Here is a 22,291-nt window from a genome sequence, read left to right as displayed (position 1 = left end):
GATGAAACAGCATCAGTTTTTGGGAACAGCGCACAAAACCAACAGTGCTTCATCACAACTAAAACATAAAGGGATGAAAAAATATAGTTTAATATTTCTAATCGGGATTTGCTCCCTGGTTGCTTGTAAAAAGGATTTCATCAATATCCCATCCAAGAACAACCCAACCTTAGATACCTACTACAATACACCGCAAGAGGTTTATGCGGCAACAGGCTATCTATATAACTCTGTTTGGTATGATTATACCGACAAGGCCTTCCACGCCATTGGCGAAACCTTGGCAGGCAATATGCTCACCGAAACCGGCCCCAATTATGACGGCGGTAGCTTTAACAACTTCACCGTTTTAAGTACAGACGCTTTAGTGGCCAGCGCTTGGCGTTCGCTTTATAAAGTAGCCGGTACAGCAACGGTACTACAATCTACCTTTGAGCAAAAGATAGCAACTTCTGGCAGTACAGATTATTTGCAGAACGCCGTTGCCGAGTGCCGTTTTATTCGGGCGGTAGCCTATTTCTACTTAACAAGGATGTATAAAGATATTCCTATTGTGATAGATCCGGTGGCATTGGCAGGTTCTGGCGATTATAATGTGCCCCGCTACATCCAAAGCGATGTTTTGAAATTTATTTTGGAGGATTTAGATTATGCCGAGAAAAACCTACCACAAACCCCGGTGGAGAAGGGACGTGTTTCGGCTTATTCTGCTACCGGCATGATGGCCAAGGTGTATCTTTACATGAAAGATTACGCCAACGCCAAGAAAAAAGCAGGCGAAGTAATTAGCAGTAAAAAGTTTGATTTGTACCCTGATTACGAAGAGATGTTTACCAGCTCTAAAGCCAACAATAACCAAGAGTCTATGTTTGCCTTACAGTGGATTGCATCTGGCGGTTATGGTTTTGCAAATGCAGTAAACTGCTACGCTACGCCAGGTCCTTTAATGAAACCTAATTTTAACACCGGTTATTCTTCGGTTTACCCAACTATTGATTTGTTAAACTCTTATGATCCGGCAGATAAACGTCGCCAATGGTCTAACATGGAGCATGGTTTTTTCCGCGCCGATTGGAAAAACGACAATTTCCCGGGAGGTTTTAAATACGACACCACCGGAACAGAGTACGAAACCGCAACCACTTTCCGCAACGGTAGCCGTGCAAATAGTTTGAAATATGTGGTTGGTCCAGGCTCAAACGGTGAAGATTTAAGCCCTAACGGCTCATCAGACATGTGCACCTACATTTTGCGCTACGCGGATGTGCTGTTGATTTATGCCGAAGCCACTTTGGGCACAGCACCATCAACCACTGATGCCAGCGCTTTGGATGCTTTTAATAAGGTACACAACCGCGGAGGCAATTTTAACAACATCCCGGTAACGGAAATTACGCCCGATTTAATTTTTAAAGAACGGCGCGCAGAGTTTGCTTTTGAAGGCGACTCGTGGTTTGATGTCCAACGGAGGGGCTTTGCTTGGGCTAAAACCTACATTGCAGGCCAAGAGAGAGGGTCATATACCGGAAACGGAATTAATAGCTTTAAAACATCTATCACATCAGAAAGCCAGCTGTTTTTACCCATTCCGCAGTCAGAAACCGTGTCGGATCCGCAATTGTTGCAACCGGCAGTTCCTTATTACAAATAAAATTTTAGAGATATGAAAACTAAGATTCAACTTTTTGCCCTAATGTTTGCCTTTGTGGCGGGCATTACCTTGTTCTCCAGTTGCGAGAAGGACGAAAACGGGTATAGCGAGGCTTCGGGCAGCCCCAGCCCCGGAACAATAGATCCGGGACAAGCCGCCGGCAATGAAGTGTTAACCCTAACCGGTAGCGGCATTGGAGGCGTAACCAGCGTAATTTTTGAAAAAGACAGCGTAGAAGCAACCTTCAATCCTAATTTTAATACAGAAAGCGCAATTATTTTCCGTGTACCTTCGGATGCAATTCCGGGCCAACAGAGCATCATCTTTAAAAACAGTAAAGGTGTCGAGTTTAAAGTGCCGTTTAAAGTGCTGGGTTTGCCTGCCGTTTTATCGGTATCTAACTACAACTTTGTTAAAGATGGCGAGATTGTGCTAACCGGTAAAAATTTAGGCGACGTAAGCAGCGTGGTTTTCCAAGGCACCACCACACCATTAACCGTAGTTTCTAAAACGGCTACCACCTTAACCCTAAAAATGCCTGAAACCACTTTTGCGCAAGCCAAGTTAGAAATTACTAACGAAGCGGGTAAAATTACCACCACGCAAGAGTTTGTAAATTTGGATAATGCATTTCACATATTTACAGATGCTTATGGCGCAGGTATAGATAACGGTTCCTGGGGACCAGCAGAAATTACAACAACAGTAGCGAAAACCGGAACAAGCTCTTTCAAAGCCGGATACAATAAAGGCAACTGGTCCGCAGATGGCTTTGCAAACTGGGGCACCGGAATAGAAAAATCTGCAGATTTTAAATATTTCTCGTTCTGGGTTAAAGGTGCCGACAGGGATTTGACTTTTTACATTACTGGAGATAAAAAAGCAGGCGGCGATTATGGAAATAGCGACCGTACAACGCCAATTACCGTTCCGGCAAATGTATGGACCTACTTTAAGCTTAAAATCTCCGACGTTGGCTTTTGGGCTAATGGCAACAGTATGCAGCGCATGGGCTGGTGGATTCCAGGTCCGGATGATGCGGATGCCGTTATCTATTTTGACGATGTAATTTTTATTAAGTAATTCATTTAATTTTAATAGCCTGGCGGGCGCTGTTTTACAGCTCCTCGCCGGGCTTTTTAAACTTTACATAACCTATAAATGAAAACCATCCGGGGCTTCGGCCTTTTTATGTTTTTGCTTTCTTTCGCTTTCGGCGGATACGCACAAAACGATTTTGTGAAAGTGCAAAACCAGCATTTTACCGTTAATGGCAAGCCTTATTATTTTATTGGCACCAACTACTGGTACGGTGGCCTGTTGGCTTTACAAAAAGACCCAAAACACGGCAAACAACGTTTAATTGAAGAGCTTGATTTTTTAAAAAGCAAGGGTGTAGATAACCTGCGTGTGCTGGTGGGGTCCGAAGGGGAAGGTAAAATCAACGGTGTGGACCGCGTAAAGCCTGTGCTACAAAAAAGCCAAGGGGTTTATAGCAAAGAAATATTAGAAGGTCTGGATTTTTTGTTGACAGAGATGGCCAAACGTAAAATGTACGCGGTTTTATTTTTAAGCAACAACTGGGAATGGAGCGGAGGTTTTTTGCAGTATCTTAACTGGAACGGCCGAACGGATTTAGAAACCATGCAAAAGAAAATGAGTTGGGATGAGTTGCGCGATGAAACCTCTAAATTTTACACCTGCGAACCTTGCAAAAACGACTACCTAAAACAGCTGGATTATATTTTTGCGCACACCAGCATTTATACGGGCAAAAAGTATGTAGACGATGCTACCATCATGGCTTGGGAGTTGGCCAACGAACCTCGGCCAATGCGCGCAACCGCCATCCCAGCGTTTAAAACCTGGATAAAAGAGGTAGCGCAGTACATCAAAAGCAAAGACCCTCATCATTTAGTAACCATCGGGTCCGAAGGAACCCAAGGGACTGAAGACAGCTTGGCGCTTTGGAAAGAAATTCACAGCTACCCAGAAATTGATTACAGTACCATCCACATCTGGGCAAAAAACTGGGGCTGGTTCAAGGCCGATAGCATTAAAGAGGCTTTACCGCTTATTTTAAGTAACACAAAAAACTACATCCGCTTGCACGCAACCGCAGCAGAAGCTATCAACAAACCTTTAGTAGTAGAAGAATTTGGTTTACCGCGCGACGCGCACGATTTTAAAGCTGGCACGGCAACCCAATATCGCGATCAGCTATATCAAGTAGTTTTAGATGAGCTATTGGCAGGTGCAAAAAACCGGGGTGTGGTAGGTGGGTTAAATTTTTGGGGCTTCGGCGGTACGTCCAGGCCAATTGAAGGGCAAGTTTTTTGGAAAGACGGTGACGATTTCTCTGGCGATCCGCCACAAGAAGAGCAAGGTTTAAACACCGTTTACGATAATGATAAAAGCACTTGGAAACTGATAAGGAAATACGCCAAAGCAATAAAAAAGGCACTTGATTAGGCTTTAACATCAATAAAAAATGCTAAAACTTAAAAATTGATGGAGAACGGTCGGACTAAAACTTCATCAGATTTAAACAATACATAAATGAAAACATTAATGACGGCTTTAATTTTAGGCGCCACCAGCTTACAAGCGCAGGTTTTGCCCAACGCGGCAATAGAGAAAAAGATTGATGCGCTTTTATCCAAAATGACTTTGGAAGAAAAAGTAGGGCAAATGACGCAGATCACCATCGAATCTTTACTTAAAACCCAAGACGGCAAAGTTATTTTACCGATGACTTTGGATCCGGAAAAGGTTGACGTGGCATTTTCGAAATATAAAATCGGTTCTGTTTTAAACATTGGCGGAGATGCCATAACGCGCGACGCTTGGCAAAAAAGGATAGAAATTTTGCAGAAAGCGGCTTTGGCGCAACGCCTAAAAATACCGATGATGTATGGTGTAGATGCCATAAGAGGCAACAATTATACTTTAGATGCAGTGATGTTTCCGCAACAAATTGCACAGGCAGCTTCTTTTAACCGCGAACACGCTTTCCGTGTAGGCGAAATTGCCGCTTACGAAACACGCGCCACCTCTGTGCCTTGGGTTTTTAGTCCGGTTTTAGATTTAGGTCGCCAAGCCGCCTGGCCACGCATCTGGGAAACCTACGGTGAAGATCCTTATTTGGTAGCCGAGCTGGGCACAGCTACCGTAAAAGGTTTCCAAGGCTCTAATTTAGTAACCGATAAATTCCACGTGGCCGCATGCCTAAAACATTACATGGGTTATAGCATGCCCTTAAGCGGCCATGACCGTACCCCTGCTTGGATACCTGAGCGGGAGTTACGCGAATATTTTTTACCTCAGTTTGCGCACGCCATTGAAAACGGTGCAAAAACCGTGATGGTAAACAGTGCCGAAATAAACGGTGTGCCGGTACACGCAAGTAAACATATTTTAACGGATATTTTAAAAGACGAGCTCCATTTCCAAGGTTTTGCCGTAAGTGATTGGCAAGATATCCAATATCTGCATCTCAGACATCGGATTACTAGAGACAACAAAGAATCGACCATGGTGGCGGTAAACGCCGGAATTGATATGAGCATGGTGCCTTTTGATTTTACTTTTTGCGATGATTTGATAGCGTTGGTAAAAGAAGGCAAAGTTTCTGAGGCAAGAATTGACGATGCCGTACGTCGAATTTTGAGGGTAAAATACGAAGTAAATCTGTTTGACGAACCCTTAAACAACCCTAAGGATTATCCTTTGTTTAACGGCAAAGCACACCATCAGGCCAACTATGATTTTGCGACGGAATGTATCACACTTTTAAAAAACCAAAACAACATTTTACCCCTAAAGCAGGGAAGCAAAATTTTGGTGACCGGGCCTACAGCTAACACCATGCGTAGCTTAAACGGCGGTTGGGCGCGCAACTGGCAAGGCACCAACAGTGATGAAACCGAAAAGAACCACAACACCATTTTAGAAGCCATACAACAAACTTTTGGCACGCAGAACGTGGCTTATGAGGCGGGTGCAGACTTCAGCAAATTATTGGATGTAGATAAAGCAATTGCTTCTGCAAAAAACAGTGACGTTATTGTATTGTGCCTAGGCGAAAACAGCTATACCGAAAATCCGGGCAATATTGGAGATTTAAACCTGGATAAAGCACAAATTGAATTTGCAGAAGCCATGGCTAAAACCGGCAAACCTATTGTTTTGGTTTTGGCCGAAGGTCGCCCGCGTATTATTTCTGCTATAGAACCTTTGGCAAGCGCCGTTTTGCAAAGCTATTTATTGGGTAACGAGGGCGGAAACGTAGTAGCGCACACCTTAAGTGGCAAAATAAATCCAAGCGGAAAGCTTCCTTACACCTATCCGCGCGCCGCCAATAGTTTAATTAATTATTACCACAAATACACCGAAACCAAGGCTTATGACGAAGCTGCCGGTTACGATCCGCAGTGGGAATTTGGTTTTGGCTTAAGTTATACCAGTTTCGAGTACAAAAACTTAAAGCTGAGCAGCAACATCTTAAAGCCAAATGAAACGCTGACGATTAGCGTTGATGTGAGCAACACCGGCGCACGCGAAGGCAAAGAGGCAGTTTTATTATACGTAAGTGATTTAATTGCATCTGTAACGCCAGAAGTAAAACGCTTACGCGGATTTGAAAAAATCGCATTAAAAGTAGGTGAAACCAAAACAGCAAGTTTTACACTACAAGCGAAAGATCTTTCGTTTATAAACAGCGCCTTAGAGCGCGTTACAGAACCGGGCGATTTTGAAGTAAAAATTGGCGGGCTTAAAGCAGACTTTGTCTACAAAACAGAATAATTGCACAGGAAAAGCTAGTATATAAATGGCCGGATTTTACCGGCCATTTTTATCTGTAAGCTCCAGTTTCTTTTCAAAAGTTCGGCTTATGGCTTCTAAATTTCCTTCACAAAATCGGCCATGGCCAAACCGGGGTTTGCCGTGCGCATAAAGTTTTCGCCAATTAAAAAGCCGTTAAAGCCTGCTTTTTTTAGCAATTTAATGGTTTCCGGATTGCTAATTGCACTTTCAGAAATTTTCAAAAAATCCGACGGGATAATTTCCGCAAGCTGCAAAGATGTATCAATACTTACCGAAAAATCTTTAAGGTTACGGTTGTTTACGCCCACCACATCAATATTCGGATCCAAATTGCCTTCCAGTTCTTCGGCGCTGTGTACTTCCAACAAAGTGCTTAAACCTAAAGATTTGGCCAGCTTTGCAAAGTTGCTCACCTCTTGGCGCGTTAAACAAGCGGCAATCAGCAAAACAATATCAGCACCTATGGCTTTGGCTTCTATAATCTGGTATTCGTCAACCATAAAATCTTTGCGCAAAATCGGTATCTGGTTTACTTTGCGCGCGGCTATTAAATCCTCCTCGTGCCCCATAAAAAAATCATGGTCCGTTAATACGGAAAGTGCCGAAGCTCCGGCATTTGCGTAAGCTGTGGTTACTTCTTCTACACTCACTTTATCGTTAATCACACCTTTAGAAGGCGATTTACGTTTAAATTCGGCAATAATCCCTGTTTTTGCGGGGTCAGTTAAAAATTTGCGCAAGCTGTAGGTGTCACGCTTAAAAACCGGTAAATTTTCCAAATCCTTAAGGGAGGTTTTTGCTTTCGCGATAGCAACTTCTTCTTTTTTACGTGCTACAATTTTATCTAGGATATTCATGTCTAAGGTGTGAGGTTTAGGGTGTAAGGTTTGGACGAAAGGTGTAGGGTTTGAGGCAAAAGGTGTAAGGTGATATCGAATGCAACAAATGTTTCACTACGTTGTTAAACCTTAAACTTTTTACCATCCGTCTCAAGCCTCCATCTTCAACCAGTTAGCAATCATCTCTTTTCCGTGCTCTGTTAAAACAGATTCGGGATGAAACTGTACGCCACGCACGTCTAACTCGCGGTGGCGCAAAGCCATCATAACGCCTTTTTCATCTGTTGCGGTTACCAATAAATCGGCAGGTAAATTCTCTGCCTTTACAGCCCAAGAATGGTAACGTCCAATTTTAAAGCCGTTTTCTAAACCAGCAAATATCGGTTCTTGTACATCTGTCACCACAATTTTTGTGGCTGTGCCGTGTACAGGTTTTTCCAAATTGTATAGCTCGCCGCCAAAAACCTCTGCTATAGCTTGTTGTCCTAAACACACACCTAAAATGCTCTTGCTTTTAGCATAGGTTTTGATTACATCCAAAAGCAAACCCGCTTCTGATGGGATGCCCGGCCCTGGCGACAACAGAATTTTATCAAATTTATCTACATCTTCCAACTTAAATTTGTCATTCCTCCATACCTCGGCATCATAACCAAGCTCATGAAGTAAATGCACTAAGTTGTAGGTGAACGAATCGTAATTGTCTATAACTAATATTTTCATTTTTTGTAATACTTAAAGATTGAAGGCGTATGGTTTAAAGATTGGCGCGTATTGAATCTTTGTTCTCAAACTCTTTTAGTTCTTCTTTTATAAAATACTGCACTAGGTCTTTAAAAATTTTTTCTATAACATCTGCATTTAGTCCTCCGTTTGTTGCCCAAAGTCTTCTTTCAGCAAGCATGGCGTTAAATCGCTCTTTGGCTTTCACTTCTTCTGTATTCTTTTTGAAATCAGAAGCTTTCTTTACAAACTCAAAACGGCGGGCAATCAAATGAACTACTTCACGGTCTATCAGGTCAATCTGTTCCCTCACGTCCGAAATACTTTTACAGTCTGATGCCTTCATCAATTTTTGCATTCTTTCGGCTTCTATTAAATTTCCTCTGCCATTTTTAAGGCGTTGCGCAATGCGGCAATTTTATGGTTCACTTCGTTAAGTTCCGATGTTGGGTCAGAGTCGGCTACAATGCCCGCGCCGGCCTGGTAATGCAGTTTATTGTTTTTGCTTAAAAACGAACGGATCATGATAGCATGGTTAAAATCGCCGTTAAAACCCATAAAACCGATGGCGCCGCTGTAAAAACTGCGTTTGGTTTTCTCGTATTGGTCTATCAGTTCCATGGCGCGGTATTTTGGCGCGCCGCTTAATGTACCGGCCGGGAAGGTATCAGCCACAATTTTAAAGGGGTTTACTTTAGGCTGCAATTGTCCGCTCACTTTTGAAACCAAGTGGATAAGGTGCGAGTAGTATTGTACTTCTTTAAAGGCCTCCACTTTTACATCTGTGCAGTGCCGGCTCAAATCGTTCCGTGCTAAATCTACCAACATCACATGCTCGGCAGATTCTTTCGGGTCGTTCTCCAGCTTTTCTGCAATTTCTTTGTCCTGCGCATCATTACCTGATCTTTTGAAGGTGCCCGCAATAGGATAAATACTGGCTTTACCTTTTTTTATGGTGAGCTGCGCCTCGGGCGAAGAACCAAAAATCTTAAAGCTTCCGTAATCGAAATAGAACAAGTAAGGCGACGGATTTATAGACCGAAGCGCACGGTAAACGTTAAATTCATCGCCCAAAAATCCGGTTTGAAAGGCGCGCGAAGGCACAATTTGAAATACATCACCTCTAAAAATGTGTTTTTTAACATTTTTTACTAAAGTGATAAATTCAGCATCGCTCAAATTGGAGCTTTCTTCGCCGTTTAAGCTAAATTTATATTCGGGGAAGTTTTTGTTTTGGATGAGATACTCGATTTTTTCTAGCCCATTGCTATCTTTCTCAAAACCGGTTTCGTTTTTCACAATGTGCAACTCGTTTTTAAAGTGGTCTATCGCAATTACGTAGCGGTATAAATGATATTGAAAAGTTGGGATGTCGCGCTCGTCCTGTTCGTCTTTTTTCAGTTGGATATCTTCATAAAACTCTACCGCCTCATGCGTAAAATAACCGAAAAGTCCATCGGCAATAAATTTTAAATCGGTATCTGCGTTGCTTTCAAAGCTCTTGCGGAAGCGGTAAACCTCATCAACCAAATTAAAGGTTCCGGGTTCAGATGTTTCAACGCTGTCGTCCGGATAGCTTTTGCTCAGTTTACCTTTGGTTACAGAAATAGACGCTACAGGATCGCAACACACGTAACTGGTGCTGTTTTCTCTGCTGTGGTAATCAGAGCTTTCGAGCAATAAGCTGTTGGGGAAAACATCGCGCAAACGCAAATAAATACTCACCGGTGTGGTGGTGTCTGCTAATAATTTTTTATAAGATACATTTAATTTAAATGTGTTCATTGTTTTGCAATTTAAAACCTTTAAAACAAAAAACCCGACGGTTCAGCGTCGGGCTCATATTTGTTTAGGTTTGGATAAAATATTTTTATAGTGATACAAATACGGTGGCCGAAGCTAGGTTATTACCTTGCCACCACCATTGTTTTGTATAATTTATCGTTTTCATTGTTGGCAAAAATATAAAGAAAATTGATTTTCAAAAATATTTAGCAAATTTCTTGCTATACTGCCCAAGCATTACGGTCTTTCATCGTTAAAATGCCCACCAAAATTACCACCACAGCAATGCCATAGTAAATATAAATAGCGCGGTGCTTGGCTTTTGCTTCTAAAGCTTTTTTAGATTTTGAGTAGCCTACGGTAATTAAAACAATAGACACCAGCATCATGCTAATGTGTTCTACGTTCCAATAGCGATTTATAGGGTTGCTCATTTGCGAAAAGTTTACCAGTGGGCTCATAAAATAAAGCACCAAACCTACCACCAATTGTAAGTGTGCGCCAATTAGCGTAAACAAGTTGATTTTTTTGTTGGTAGCCGTATAAGGTTTGTTGCCGGCGCTTAGGGCCTGGAAAATAGAGATTAAGATTAAAATCAAAATCACATACCTTAATGTAGAGTGCAAATGCAGTAGTCCTGTAAACATGTTTTCCTAATTTTTTTCTCAAATATAACAAACAAAAGCACATTTGGGCTGCCTGCGCTTTCAATCAACTACGGCGGTACCGCTTTTGTCTTTAGTACTTTTTGTAGCTAATGCGCACGTTGGCAACGCCTTCGTCTTTCATGCCGATACGTTTGGCAGCTTTTCTGGAAACATCGATAATTCTGCCCGCTACAAAAGGCCCGCGGTCGTTAATGCGCACCTTCACAGTTTTGCCGTTGCGGAGGTTGGTGACTTTTACTTTTGTGCCGAACGGAAGCGTTTTATGTGCGGCGGTAAGTTTCGAGTTTCTGAATTTTTCGCCAGATGCGGTACGCCGGCCATTGAACTTGTTGGCATAATAAGATGCTTTTCCGCTTTGTGTAACGCGGGACGCACAAGCAAACAAAGTCATTACAAAAAATAATAGGAGGATTTTGTACATGTCCAAAATTGTTAAAAATATCCTTGTTTAAAAAATATCGGTCTTTTAGGTGTTTAAACAAATTATTTTAACTCAAAGCCCAAGGCGCATCGGCTTTTTGTTTTTGTAAAAGATTAAATTATATTTACAAAGGCCTAAACTTTCTATGAGATTAAAAATATTTATCGCGTTAAAACTGGGCTTCTGTGTAGTTTGCTCAAGTCTTTTTGGTGCCTTACCAGCGGATACCGTGTTAAAAAAGTTTGAAGAGCTGTATACCGCCGGGAAATATTACGATGCAGCAAGGCTATTTCAACAACAAGTGCAGCGGCTAGGTACAGATGAAAATCCACAATTAAAAACTATCTATTACAACGGTTTGGGCAAGGCCTACTCGCAATTGGGCAAGCCAGTTGAAGCTCTAAAATATTTCCAGCAGGCCGCGAAGCTAGCCCATCAACTAAAAGATTCGGCAGCTATCGGTAAAATAGAAAAAAATATTGGTGCCTTGTACGAGGAGCAGAAAAACTTTGAACAGGCTTTGGTCCACTACCAGCAATCAGAAGATATTGCCCAAAAAACCGGCGACCGCTTTTTGCAGGCTGATTTATTAAATAACATCGGGATAATTTACGAGCAACAACTGAAGTACGAGGCGGCCTTAAACAATTATCGGCAAGCTTTAGCTATTTACAAAAAGCTGAATAAGCCAGATCGTTTGGCCTTGGCCTACAACAATTTGGGGATTGTTTATAAATACCAAGGGGAATATGACCAAGCCATTTCTTTTTACCAAAAATCAGCCAGCTACGCCAAACTGATAAACGATCAGTTTATGATTGCCGCCACTTTAAACAATATCGGCAATGTGTACGGGATGAAAAAAGATTTTGCCACAGCCATTAATTTCAATAAACAAAGTTTACGCATTGCAGAAAAAATTGAGGCTACGGCAGTAATTGTTGAAGCTATATCTAGTATTGCAGAACATTATGCAAAAGCGGGCAACTATCGCCAAGCATACGAGTGGAACCAGAAATATAACCGCGTTAACGCTAATTATGTAAACGTTGAAAGTGCAAAGGCATTGGCGCAGCAACAAGCACGTTACCAAACAGAACAGAAAAACCTACAGCTTAAAGAGCTTGAGCAACGCTCAAAAATTAACGCTTTGCATTTGAAAGCCCAGAATTTGCTCATCCAAAAGCAACAGTACCAAATTTTGTTTGGTGCATTGGCATTAATATCAGCCACCGCTTTTATGTATTTTTTTTATCGGCGTAAGCAGGCTGTTTTAAAGCACAGGCACTTGGCCCAGCTTAAAGAGATACAATCTCAGGAGCGTAGCCGTATCGCGCAAGATGTGCATGATGACATAGGTTCGGGTCTGTCCAAAATATCTCTGATTGCGGCTTCGGCATCGCGTAAGTTGCACGCAAACGGACTGGAGAATGCAGATATTTCTAACATCGGCCAAGTATCAAAAGATTTGGTAGAGAACATACGCGACTTAATTTGGGTACTTAACCCTAAAAATGCCACCTTAGATAATTTGGTGGCCCGCATACGCGAATATTGTACAGATTATTTGGAGCTGTGCAGTATCAATGCCTGTTTAGACATCCAGGATGATATTCCGTCCCTCACCATATCGCAACAAGCGCAACGCAACCTGTTTTTAGTAGTTAAAGAGGCTTTGCACAACTGCGTTAAACACGCAGGTTGCAACAACCTGAAAATTCTTTTGCGTTACGATGATGCTGGCCTATATATGCAGATTAAAGACGACGGTAAGGGCTTTAACGCGGATTTAGTCCATGGCGGCGGCAACGGCTTAAGGAATATGCGAACACGCGTTGAAACAATAGGCGGTACATTTTTTTGCCGTAGCAATAGTGGAGAAGGTTGCGAAATTATTATAGAGGTACTGGAAGAGCAACTGAGCGCAATAAGCGCTAATACCCTTAAAGTGTAATTGTGGACCATTAAGCGAGCTTGTATTTTTGTAAGATGCAGATTAAAGTAGCGATAGTAGAAGACCAAAGAGACCTGCGAGAGATGCTGGGCATTTTAATAAACGGAAGTCCCGGCTTTGCGTGTATCGGCACTTTCGCAGATGCCGAAGAGGCGCTTTTAAAAATTTCGGATACCTCGCCGGATGTTGTTTTGGTAGACATTCATTTGCCCGGTAAATCGGGCATACAGCTAATAGCGCAGCTTACATTACAGATGCCTAACACCAAATTTATGGTGTGTAGTTCTTTAGAGGACGACGAAAACATATTTAACGCATTAAAGGCGGGCGCAAATGGTTACATCATTAAATCGTCCGCACCGGTAAAAATATTGGATGCCATACAGGACGTTTACAATGGCGGTGCGCCCATGAGCAGCCAGATTGCCCGTAAAGTAGTTGCTCATTTTAATCCGCGCAGTCAAGACCATGCGGAATTTAACAAACTATCGCCTCGGGAAAAAGAAATATTAGCCTATTTAGCTAAAGGCTACCGTTACAAAGAGATTGCCGGTTTTTTGTTTATCAGCGTAGAAACAGTGCGCAAGCACATTCAGAATATTTATGAAAAACTCCAAGTAGGCTCTCGCACAGATGCTTTAAATAAAATCGGGGGTAAATCCATCCTTTTTTAAGTGAAGGGCCGGGCTTCCAAATCCCACGAAAGTGTAATTGACCTGTTTTATTGGCCCGCGTAGGTTTGTGTTAACAATCTTAACACCAACAAACATGAAAAGAAAACATTTACAATGGGTGCTTTTGCTAGGCATTGGCATTATTACCGTAATTGGTTCCTGTAAAAAATCAGAAAAAAAGGAAGAAACTTACACTTGTAGCACCTGCAGCGCCACGCCGGAGGCCACAGCCGCAAACGATAACAGCAGTAAAGGCATTTATAAAGGCGTAATTCTGGGCTCTAGCGGAACTATTAAATTTGACATCAGCAACAGCACCAGCAATACCATAACCGCTAAAATGGTGATTGACGGCACCACAGTAAACTTAACAACTACTACGGCTTGGGTTGCCGGACAGCTTTATGTTGCTCCATTTAAAGGGACGTTAAACGGGCAAGAGGTAAGTATCACATTTTCTGTTGATGCCACTGGCGCAGGTGCAACTATCGTTTCATCCAATATTCCGGGGCATGGTAATGCCGTTTTTGTGATAGCTAAAGAAACCTCCAGCGCATTAGTTAGGTGTTTTGAGGGCATCTACCAAACTTCAGACAAAGAGAAAGGGACATTCAATATTATTGTTTCCACGGTATTAAAAGGCTGGACAGGCAAGGCGCGTAAAGACGGATCGTCAACCGCTTCTAGCATATCTGGTACCTATGCAAATGATATTTTGATAGATGAGCATGGCACAACCATAGCACCAATTAAAGGTGATGAGTTTTCCGGTTCCTTCAAAAATGCCGACAATGTAACGGTTACTGTAAAAGGTAAAAGAACGATGTGATGGTGAGGATGGAAAAATTTAACCCGATACTGCTTTTGATACTGTGCCATTTAGGAATTATAACAGCCTCGAATGCACAAGATAAAAGCCGGTTAAGTTTCAGCGAATTTTCAGCTTATTACAGTAATGGCACCATGAGCGGGGGCAGTAAGAAAACAGCAATTGGCAATACCGTTGGTTTAGTTGCAAACTACAACGCCCCTTATAAGGATTATGATGAAAACGAACTGGTTTTGGGATATAGCGCCAATTTTTGTGGCGGCTGGAATTTGACGAAAGGGAAAGCAGCCCGCTACGGCGCAGACATCGGAATTTGGTCCAGCAAATTGCTAACAAAAAATGTAGAAGTTGGCGCACAATACTCTTTCTTGGGCGTATATAGCTACCAAAACATTTCTTTTTTCGGCAGCAGCTTTCAAGCCGCGGTAAAAATATTTGGTGCGCAATTGACTTACAGCCGAGAGGGAGAAGGCGCCATATTTGGGTTTATAAAGCCAAAGACAAGCGGCGCGGGCGCTAATGCGCTCGGTCTAAAATATTTTCTCTATAAGAATCTGGCGGTGGGTTGTCGTTACACTTCATATCCTTTAAATAAAGAGTACGCGGTTTCCGTTTCTTACATCCCTTTTTAATTAACCAATAATTTCAACCAGCTTGGGCCTTAGCCCTAAGTATTCAAATCAGTTAAAACAATGAAAAAAATCAAATTTACAACAGCATTAATGTTTGTTTTGTTTAGCGTGATAGCAACAAAGTCAAATGCACAAATTTCGCTAGGTGTTCAAACTTTTAAGTTCCAAAATCCGCTCGATTGGTCCGAACCGTTAAAAACTAGCCTTACCTCAGAAAAATTTGAGAAGAAGGGTTTGGCAGCTGTACCGCTGGAGTTTAGAATCAAGGTGGTCAAAAAAGCGTCGTCAAAACTAGCGCCATGTAAATACCTGGTAGAGGTGAAAAACCTATCAGACAAACAGGGGATTTATTTTGAAGCCCGGAATGATTATACCGATCCTTCTAACAAATATATCTATCATAAAGTTAAGCTAGGACCCGGCGAAACTAAGGAATTTGATATTGCGTACTGGACATTAAACTGGGACGTTAAAACAATGGAACAGTGCACAACGTGTAGCTGGTTTTTCACTTTTGTAAGTGTAAAGCCGGATTAACCGGCGATATCTCAACACAAAAAAGCCGTTCTTCGATGAGGAGAACGGCTTTCGCGTTTTTATAAAGCAGAAACTACTTCTTTCTGTTTTTGAAGTACTTAAACTCTTTACCAATAAATTTTGCTCTCGAGCCCAGCTCTTCCTCAATACGCAACAATTGGTTGTATTTCGCAATCCGGTCCGAGCGTGAAGCCGAACCAGTTTTGATTTGACCGCAGTTTAAGGCCACCGCCAAATCTGCAATAGTCACATCTTCTGTTTCGCCAGAGCGGTGCGACATTACGGAAGTATAGCTTGCATGTTGCGCCATGCTCACCGCGTTGATGGTTTCTGTTAAAGAACCAATTTGGTTTACTTTCACCAAAATTGAGTTTGCGGTATGGTTATCAATACCTTGTTTCAACTTTTTAACGTTGGTCACAAATAAATCGTCACCTACCAACTGCACTTTATCGCCAATTCTTTCGGTTAATAATTTCCAGCCGTCCCAGTCGTTTTCGTCCATACCATCTTCAATAGAGATAATTGGATATTTTTCTGTTAGGGATGCTAGGTATTCTACCTGCTCGGCACTGGTGCGTTTTGCGCCGTTAGGGCCTTCAAATTTCGAATAATCGTAAACGCCGTCTTTGTAAAACTCAGAAGAAGCACAGTCAAAGGCTAAACAAATGTCTTCACCCGGTTTGTAACCAGCTTTTTCAATAGCTTTCAAAATGGTTTCTACACCGTCTTCTGTGCCTTCAAAAGTTGGTGCAAAACCGCCCTCGTCACCTACAGCGGTAGATAAACCTCTATCGTGCAAAATTGCTTTTAAGTTATGGAAAACCTCTGTACCCCAACGTAAAGCTTCAGAGAAAGAAGAAGCACCAACCGGCATAATCATAAACTCTTGGAAAGCGATAGGCGCATCAGAGTGCGAACCACCGTTTACAATGTTCATCATCGGGATTGGAAGCGTATTTGCGTTTACGCCACCAACGTAACGGTATAATGGCTGGCGACTTTCTTGCGCAGCCGCTTTGGCTACTGCCAAAGAAACGCCCAAAATAGCGTTTGCGCCTAAATTTCCTTTATTTTCTGTGCCGTCTAAATCAATCATTAACTGGTCAATGGCGTTTTGTTCAAAAACATCTATGCCTTTTAATGCTTCGGCAATTTTTTCGTTAACGTTTGCAACGGCTTTTAAAACGCCCTTGCCTAAGTAAACAGACTTGTCTTTATCGCGAAGCTCAACCGCTTCATATTGTCCGGTAGAGGCGCCAGAAGGAACGGCCGCTCTGCCTAAAATTCCGTTTTCGGTAATTACGTCTACTTCAATAGTAGGGTTTCCTCTCGAGTCGAGGATTTGTCTTGCGTGTACGTCAAGAATTAAGCTCATTTTATTACGATTTTATTTTGTCTGTTTACACTTAGTGTTAAAATTACACTAAAGTATGGTTTTTTGTTGAATTGGCAAATATAGAAAATTTTCGAGAGGCTGTTTTTCAAGCTCATCCAAAACAAAAAAACCAATTTAAACACTTCATTAAGTACGTTTAAAATAATTCTACCAGTTCTTTTAAATGGTTAATTTGCTGGTTCACATCTTGCGGTTTCTCGGCAAAGTGCGGATTAAAATAAATGGCGTCCATGCCGAAATTAATTGCTCCTCTAACATCCGCCTCCAAGCTGTCGCCAATCATTACGCTGCTAGGCACATCGGCCCCAGCCACATCTACCGCGTGTTGAAAAATGGCTTTATCCGGTTTATTGATGCCGATGATTTCAGAAATAAACACGTTTCTAAAATATACGCCCAGTCCGGTGTTTTTTATTTTATACTCGGTAGATTCTTTAAATCCGTTGGAAATTAAGTGCAAGGCGTACTTATCTTGCAGGTAAGCCAAGGTTTCATGCGCGTGAGGAAACAGGTTGGTTTTGGTTGGGCAAATGTTGATGTAATCGTCTTCGAACTGATGAGGAATATGCTCTTCGCTTAGCCCTAAATCAATAAAAGTTTGCTTAAACCGCGTTTCGCGCAAAACCGCTTTGCTTATTTTCCCTAAATGATAATCTGCCCAAAGGCGATGGTTGTTAACCGTATAAGTTTCGATGAATATATCGCAAGAATGCAGCCCCAAATCGCAAAGCTTATAACTGTGGTAAAGTTCGTTAAGCGTTTCTTCGGCGTTTTTGTCAAAATCCCACAGGGTGTGGTCTAAGTCAAAAAAAATGTGTTTGTAATTTTTCAAAAGAACTCCGTTTTTAGCGCTGGGCGCCATCAAATCTTGCTTCCAAAAGCTAAATCGCCGGCATCGCCCAAACCGGGCACAATATACGCTTTACTGGTCATTTCTTCATCAACCGCGCCTATCCAAAGCTTTGCGTTGGGTAAATTTGCTTTCACATGAGCAAGGCCTTCCTGGCTGGCAATAATGGCTACAATGTGCATTTCTGCGATATTGTTGTTGGCTAAAAGCTCTTTGCAGCATAACACCATGCTTCTGCCGGTGGCCAACATGGGGTCCGATACGATGACTACCTTGTTTGTTAAATCCGGAGCAGAAACATACTCCATTTGGATGATAAAATCGCCCGACTTTTTGGTTTTGCGATACGCCGATATAAAAGCAGAATCTGCACGGTCGAAAAAGTTGAGCAAACCCTGGTGAAAGGGTAAACCTGCCCTTAAAATAGTAGCCAACACAGGCAGCTGTGGCATTAAACTTACGTTTGATAAACCTAAGGGCGTTTGCACCTCATATTCTTCGTAAGGCAACGCTTTGCTAATTTCATAAGCGAAAATTTCGCCTAGCCGTTCCATGTTTTTACGGAAACGCATGCTGTCTTGCTGCACATCCACATTGCGCATTTCGGCCAAGAAATGATTGGCAATACTGTTATAATCGCTCAAAAGAAACATGTATTAAATATAGGCAATTTTGGATCTTAAAAATTCAAAAGGGAAAAGTAAAAATTCAAAATCCTGGAAGTCTTAATACTCACTACTCACCACTCGCTACTTCCTACCTAATACTTCTCTAAAATTCCTATTTTTGAAAATCATCAAACGCATAAATGTGAGCAAACCCAAAGTTTTAATTACCGGGGCAAGTAAAGGTTTAGGTTTGGCCATCGCTAAGAAGCTAAATCCGGATTACACCCTCATTTTACACGCTTCAAAGGCAGAGAACATCACCGAATTAAGGGAAGGTAATCATGTTTTGGCCGCCGATTTATCAGACCCGGAAGAGCTGAAAAATTTTTGTAAAGCTTTGAAAACTGAGCATGGCGACGAGCTTTTCGCTATCATCAACAATGCCGGCATCGCGTTGGACAAACCGCTTACTTTCCAGCCCGAGCGTGACATTGACGCCATGATTGCTGTAAATTTAAAGGCGCCGATAACCATTTCAAAAGTTGCGGTAAAGTTATTTGGCTTAAAAGGGAAAGGGGTAATTATTAACCTCAGCTCTTGCGTGGCAGAAACCGGGAACGCTTTTCAATCCGTTTATGCGGCCACAAAAGCGGGTTTAATTGCCTTTTCTAAGTCATTAGCAAAAGAAGTTGGCGCGGTTTATCATGATCATCAGATCCGTGTGCTAAGCATTGCGCCGGGCTTTATCCAAACCCCCATGACGGATGCCATCCCGGAAACGGAAAAGGAAAAATACTTAAAAATGATACCTGCACAAAGGTTTGGGCAGGCCGATGAAGTGGCAGAAACGGTTGCTTTTTTACTGTCGGATAAAGCTTCTTACATCAACGGAAGCTGCATAGATATTAACGGAGGTTTGTTTTGATAGAAAATTTAGTAGGCACCGCGCCCGAGAGCTTGTTGCTGCACGGCCCAAGCAAACGCTTGTTAAACCGTTACCACTGGCACCAGCCTAAAGTGGGCATTGTGGCCAGTTATACACCCAAAGCACAAGATGTAAAAGACCATTTTGGGCTTTTTCGCGGGGTTGATCAAATTGAGGCTTTTGCCCAGGCCACCATCGTTTCTTGCGCTACTTTTTTAGAATGCCAAAAACAAAATTGCGCCCCAATTGATTTAAAAGACAAATTTGTACCGGCCTTTATCAGCATTGGCAACGTATATTTCCACAATTATTTAGAAGAAGGTGAAACCTTTGTAAGTTTGGGCAAAATCACGTTTTACAAGTTTAGGCAAATGGTGGCCGACGGACGTATTTACAAAGCGCCAAAAGATTTAAATTTAGATGATTATTTTAAGGATTTTGATGCGCAAAAGCTGGAGAATTACCAGCTTAGCCCCGAATTTACTTTGGTAGCCGAACTATTTGATGTTACCGGCCGTGCCCTAAAAAAAGATATATTTAGCAAATAAAAAACAATGGAAAGACAAGAAATTATTGACGGTTTAGTAGAAATTTTACGCACCGTACGTACCATAGATCAGGAAAAACTGAACCACGTAACAGAGGAAACAGATTTTATTGCTGATTTAAATACGCCATCTACCGAGCTAATCAATATCGCGGCTAAAGCCGAGCAAAAGTTTGATGTGGAGTTTGAGGATGACGATATTGACGATTTGGGGTCTAAAGTAAAAGATATTGTAGATTTAATTTTGCGCACCAAAGAAAGAGGCTAAATGGAGCAAAAAGGCCGAAAAGTTGCCGTAGTAGGCATGGGCGGGGCTTTCCCCACCTGCAACAGTTTAGATGATTTTGCCGATAAACTCTTTGGCAACCAAAGCTTAATACGCACTTGGGATAAAGCCACCGCACACGGAAAAAACATCCGTTCTACCGTTTCGGGATATATTTCTGAGGCCGAGATGCACTTAGAGCCGGTTTATTCTCCTTTGGCGGTTGATTATCCCGAGGTTTATGTGGATTTGTTAAACCGCATCCCGGATATTAACCTTTCTACGGCGGATATTGGCAGTATTTGGGCTATGCTTGGTGCTTTGGATGCGATAAAAATGGCAGGCTGGACCACAGAAGAAACTCAATCTGAGGCCACTGGCGTGGTGGTAGGCTCTGGTGGCGGAGGACATGAAATCCAGCGGAACGCCTGGCACAACTTTTTTGTTTTAGGGAAAAAAACCCGTATTGCAGGTTCGCACACCGTGGACCGCTCTATGGTTTATCGCGATGCAGCAAACGTTTCTTGTTTGATTAAAAATAAAGGAGTCTGCGAATCTATCGGCTCTGCCTGCGCAACCGGCCTAGGAAATATCGGCTATGCCTACCGCTTAATTAAATACGGCTTGCAAGACCGTGCCGTAGCGGGCGGCGTGGAGGGCACTTCGTTAGAAACTTTCATCGGTTTTGACGCTATGCAGATTTTAAGTCGCGGATTTGAACCTGCAAAAAGCTCGCGCCCCTTTGATAAAGACCGCAACGGTTTTGTTTGTTCTTTTGGTGCAGGCATTGTTTGTTTAGAAGAATACGAATTGGCGAAAGCCCGTGGCGCAAATATTTTAGCCGTTGTTGATAGCTATTTCAACAATTCTGATGGCGACGGCGACATGTTTTACCCTTCTTTTGCCGGCCAAAAAAGGTTGTGGAAAGGCTTGTTGAGCGGAATAGAAAAACGCCCGGATGTGGTGAAAGTGCACGGGACATCAACCCCAATTGGCGATGCCATTGAGCTTTTAAGCGTGGTGGATGTGTTGGGCGAGAAAGACTTCCATATTTCGGCACCAAAATCACAGTTTGGGCACATGTTGGGCGCTGCAGGCGCAGTAGAATTTATTGCTGCGGTTTTAATGTTGCAAAAACAACAGGTTTTGCCTTGCCTAAATTCCGATAACTTGAATGAAGAGTTAGAGAATTTCCAGCAAAAAGAACAATGGGAAGGTTCTAAATTGCCTTTGGCCGCTTACCGCCATTTGTTGCCCCAACAAAGTTTCGCTAAAGAAATTAACAGCATTACCTGTTTAAATTACGGCTTTGGCGGTACAAATAGTGCTATACTTATTTCAAAAGAATGATCAACAACCAGGATAAAGTCGCCGTAGTTTTTGGCGTACGTAACGATAGTTCTATTGCTTTTCAGGTCGCGTTAAAGCTAAAGCAATCGGGCTGCAAGGTGGTGTTGAGCTATGTGGCAGATACCAAAGAAGAGGTTTTGCATTTAATGGCGCAAAACGGGATGGAAAGCAGCTTAGCTACAGAAGTTGATGTGCGCAATGAAGCTGAAATTCAGGACTTTTTGGGTGAAATTCATAAACAACTAGGACCTATCCACTATGTTTTGCACGCCGTTGCTTTTGGCAGCCAAAACGTAATGTGTTACAGTTTGCCGGGTACCGATGCGCCGGCGCCTTCCTATATCGATATTCCTTTTGAAGAGCTGATGGATTCTTTCAACATCAGCGCTTATTCTTTATTGCGGATTTGCCGTGTTGCGGAGCCGCTTTTAGCAAAAGACGCATCTGTGTTAACATTAACCTACAACGCGTCGCAGAGGGTGTTCCCGGGCTATGCAGGCATGGCTATTAATAAAGCCGCTTTAGAAAATATTATGCTGTATTTGGCCAGCTATTTCCGCAAAAGTGGGGTAAGGGTAAACGCAATTTCGGCGGGTTTAGTGATGACAACCTCTGCCGGAGGTATCAACGGAGTGCGCAAACTGCGTAAAATGGGCAAGTTTACCGCACCTTTGGGCAATATTTCAGCAACAGATGTTGCCGATGCGGCCATTTATTATTTCTCAGACTTATCTAAAAAAGTTACCGGCAACACTCATTTTGTTGACGGTGGCTTTAACATCATGGGCGTAGCTATTGACGAGTAAT

23 protein-coding genes are annotated in these 22,291 nt (G+C 42.4%); 14 read left to right on the top strand and 9 right to left on the bottom strand.

Annotated elements, in window-relative coordinates; genetic code table 11:
* Position 1 precedes the first annotated feature (1 nt).
* From BCY91_RS00970 to BCY91_RS00955, 4 genes are all read left to right on the top strand, one after another.
* Complete coding sequence (locus tag BCY91_RS00970) at positions 2–1,651, top strand: RagB/SusD family nutrient uptake outer membrane protein (protein ID WP_245988966.1); 1,650 nt, start codon at positions 2–4, stop codon at positions 1,649–1,651.
* 12 nt (positions 1,652–1,663) lie between these two features.
* A complete protein-coding gene (locus BCY91_RS00965) occupies positions 1,664–2,734 on the top strand; it encodes a cell shape determination protein CcmA (RefSeq protein ID WP_120180139.1) in 1,071 nt (356 codons plus the stop codon).
* Between the two features lie 78 nt (positions 2,735–2,812).
* Positions 2,813–4,123, top strand: coding sequence for a glycoside hydrolase 5 family protein (locus BCY91_RS00960; RefSeq protein WP_120180138.1), 1,311 nt, complete (start codon positions 2,813–2,815; stop codon positions 4,121–4,123).
* 87 nt (positions 4,124–4,210) lie between these two features.
* A complete protein-coding gene (locus BCY91_RS00955) occupies positions 4,211–6,457 on the top strand; it encodes a glycoside hydrolase family 3 N-terminal domain-containing protein (RefSeq protein WP_120180137.1) in 2,247 nt (748 codons plus the stop codon).
* Positions 6,458–6,552: 95 nt separating this feature from the next.
* Here the strand turns inward: BCY91_RS00955 and trpC are convergent, their stop codons facing one another.
* The 6 genes from trpC to BCY91_RS00925 form a co-directional block, all read right to left on the bottom strand.
* Positions 6,553–7,335 (bottom strand): indole-3-glycerol phosphate synthase TrpC, encoded by a 783-nt coding sequence (gene trpC / locus BCY91_RS00950; protein WP_120180136.1) that lies wholly within the window; start codon positions 7,333–7,335, stop codon positions 6,553–6,555.
* Between the two features lie 132 nt (positions 7,336–7,467).
* Positions 7,468–8,040, bottom strand: coding sequence for an anthranilate synthase component II (locus tag BCY91_RS00945; protein ID WP_120180135.1), 573 nt, complete (start codon positions 8,038–8,040; stop codon positions 7,468–7,470).
* Between the two features lie 34 nt (positions 8,041–8,074).
* Entirely contained in the window at positions 8,075–8,386 is a 312-nt protein-coding gene (locus BCY91_RS00940) for a chorismate mutase (protein ID WP_120180381.1), read from the bottom strand.
* Between the two features lie 26 nt (positions 8,387–8,412).
* On the bottom strand, positions 8,413–9,825 hold the full coding sequence (locus tag BCY91_RS00935; protein ID WP_120180134.1) for an anthranilate synthase component I family protein: 1,413 nt from the start codon (positions 9,823–9,825) through the stop codon (positions 8,413–8,415).
* Positions 9,826–10,046: 221 nt separating this feature from the next.
* Positions 10,047–10,472 (bottom strand): cytochrome B, encoded by a 426-nt coding sequence (locus BCY91_RS00930; RefSeq protein ID WP_120180133.1) that lies wholly within the window; start codon positions 10,470–10,472, stop codon positions 10,047–10,049.
* A gap of 91 nt (positions 10,473–10,563) precedes the next feature.
* Entirely contained in the window at positions 10,564–10,914 is a 351-nt protein-coding gene (locus tag BCY91_RS00925; protein ID WP_120180132.1) for a septal ring lytic transglycosylase RlpA family protein, read from the bottom strand.
* Between the two features lie 145 nt (positions 10,915–11,059).
* Here BCY91_RS00925 and BCY91_RS00920 point away from each other — a divergent pair, with 145 nt between their 5' ends.
* The 5 genes from BCY91_RS00920 (at position 11,060) to BCY91_RS00900 (ending at position 15,540) form a co-directional block, all read left to right on the top strand.
* Positions 11,060–12,868 carry a tetratricopeptide repeat-containing sensor histidine kinase gene (locus BCY91_RS00920; protein WP_120180131.1) on the top strand — a complete coding sequence of 603 codons (1,809 nt, stop codon included), beginning with the start codon at positions 11,060–11,062 and terminating at the stop codon, positions 12,866–12,868.
* Between the two features lie 35 nt (positions 12,869–12,903).
* The gene (locus BCY91_RS00915; protein ID WP_120180130.1) at positions 12,904–13,542 is read left to right on the top strand and encodes a response regulator transcription factor; all 639 of its coding nucleotides are present in this window, start codon (positions 12,904–12,906) and stop codon (positions 13,540–13,542) included.
* A 94-nt stretch (positions 13,543–13,636) separates the two neighbouring features.
* The gene (locus BCY91_RS00910) at positions 13,637–14,371 is read left to right on the top strand and encodes a hypothetical protein (protein ID WP_120180129.1); all 735 of its coding nucleotides are present in this window, start codon (positions 13,637–13,639) and stop codon (positions 14,369–14,371) included.
* A gap of 8 nt (positions 14,372–14,379) precedes the next feature.
* Positions 14,380–15,003: a hypothetical protein gene (locus tag BCY91_RS00905; protein ID WP_182995271.1), complete on the top strand. Its 624-nt coding sequence runs from the start codon at positions 14,380–14,382 to the stop codon at positions 15,001–15,003.
* 60 nt (positions 15,004–15,063) lie between these two features.
* Positions 15,064–15,540, top strand: a complete 477-nt coding sequence (locus BCY91_RS00900) for a hypothetical protein (protein ID WP_120180127.1) — start codon at positions 15,064–15,066, stop codon at positions 15,538–15,540.
* A gap of 73 nt (positions 15,541–15,613) precedes the next feature.
* Here the strand turns inward: BCY91_RS00900 and eno are convergent, their stop codons facing one another.
* The 3 genes from eno to upp form a co-directional block, all read right to left on the bottom strand.
* Positions 15,614–16,918: a phosphopyruvate hydratase gene (eno, locus tag BCY91_RS00895; protein ID WP_120180126.1), complete on the bottom strand. Its 1,305-nt coding sequence runs from the start codon at positions 16,916–16,918 to the stop codon at positions 15,614–15,616.
* A 157-nt stretch (positions 16,919–17,075) separates the two neighbouring features.
* Positions 17,076–17,771 (bottom strand): YjjG family noncanonical pyrimidine nucleotidase, encoded by a 696-nt coding sequence (locus tag BCY91_RS00890; protein WP_245988965.1) that lies wholly within the window; start codon positions 17,769–17,771, stop codon positions 17,076–17,078.
* 29 nt (positions 17,772–17,800) lie between these two features.
* Positions 17,801–18,442, bottom strand: a complete 642-nt coding sequence (gene upp / locus BCY91_RS00885) for a uracil phosphoribosyltransferase (RefSeq protein ID WP_120180124.1) — start codon at positions 18,440–18,442, stop codon at positions 17,801–17,803.
* A gap of 133 nt (positions 18,443–18,575) precedes the next feature.
* On the opposite strand from upp, the gene BCY91_RS00880 reads away from it, so the two are divergent.
* Genes BCY91_RS00880 through BCY91_RS00860 form a run of 5 tightly spaced genes read left to right on the top strand, consistent with a single transcriptional unit; the run spans position 18,576 to position 22,290 of the window.
* Entirely contained in the window at positions 18,576–19,322 is a 747-nt protein-coding gene (locus BCY91_RS00880) for an SDR family NAD(P)-dependent oxidoreductase (RefSeq protein ID WP_245988964.1), read from the top strand.
* Positions 19,319–19,870, top strand: coding sequence for a hypothetical protein (locus BCY91_RS00875; RefSeq protein ID WP_245988963.1), 552 nt, complete (start codon positions 19,319–19,321; stop codon positions 19,868–19,870). Before BCY91_RS00880 ends, BCY91_RS00875 begins: the two co-directional genes overlap by 4 nt.
* A 6-nt stretch (positions 19,871–19,876) precedes the next feature.
* Positions 19,877–20,137, top strand: coding sequence for an acyl carrier protein (locus tag BCY91_RS00870; RefSeq protein WP_120180122.1), 261 nt, complete (start codon positions 19,877–19,879; stop codon positions 20,135–20,137).
* On the top strand, positions 20,138–21,484 hold the full coding sequence (locus tag BCY91_RS00865; protein ID WP_120180121.1) for a beta-ketoacyl-[acyl-carrier-protein] synthase family protein: 1,347 nt from the start codon (positions 20,138–20,140) through the stop codon (positions 21,482–21,484).
* A complete protein-coding gene (locus BCY91_RS00860) occupies positions 21,481–22,290 on the top strand; it encodes an enoyl-ACP reductase FabI (protein WP_120180120.1) in 810 nt (269 codons plus the stop codon). The genes BCY91_RS00865 and BCY91_RS00860 overlap by 4 nt, the downstream gene beginning before the upstream one ends.
* Position 22,291: the final 1 nt, after the last annotated feature.

This window comes from Pelobium manganitolerans, from assembly GCF_003609575.1.
In the GTDB taxonomy this organism is placed as follows: domain Bacteria; phylum Bacteroidota; class Bacteroidia; order Sphingobacteriales; family Sphingobacteriaceae; genus Pseudopedobacter; species Pseudopedobacter manganitolerans.
This window is presented reverse-complemented; position numbering and strand designations above follow the sequence as displayed.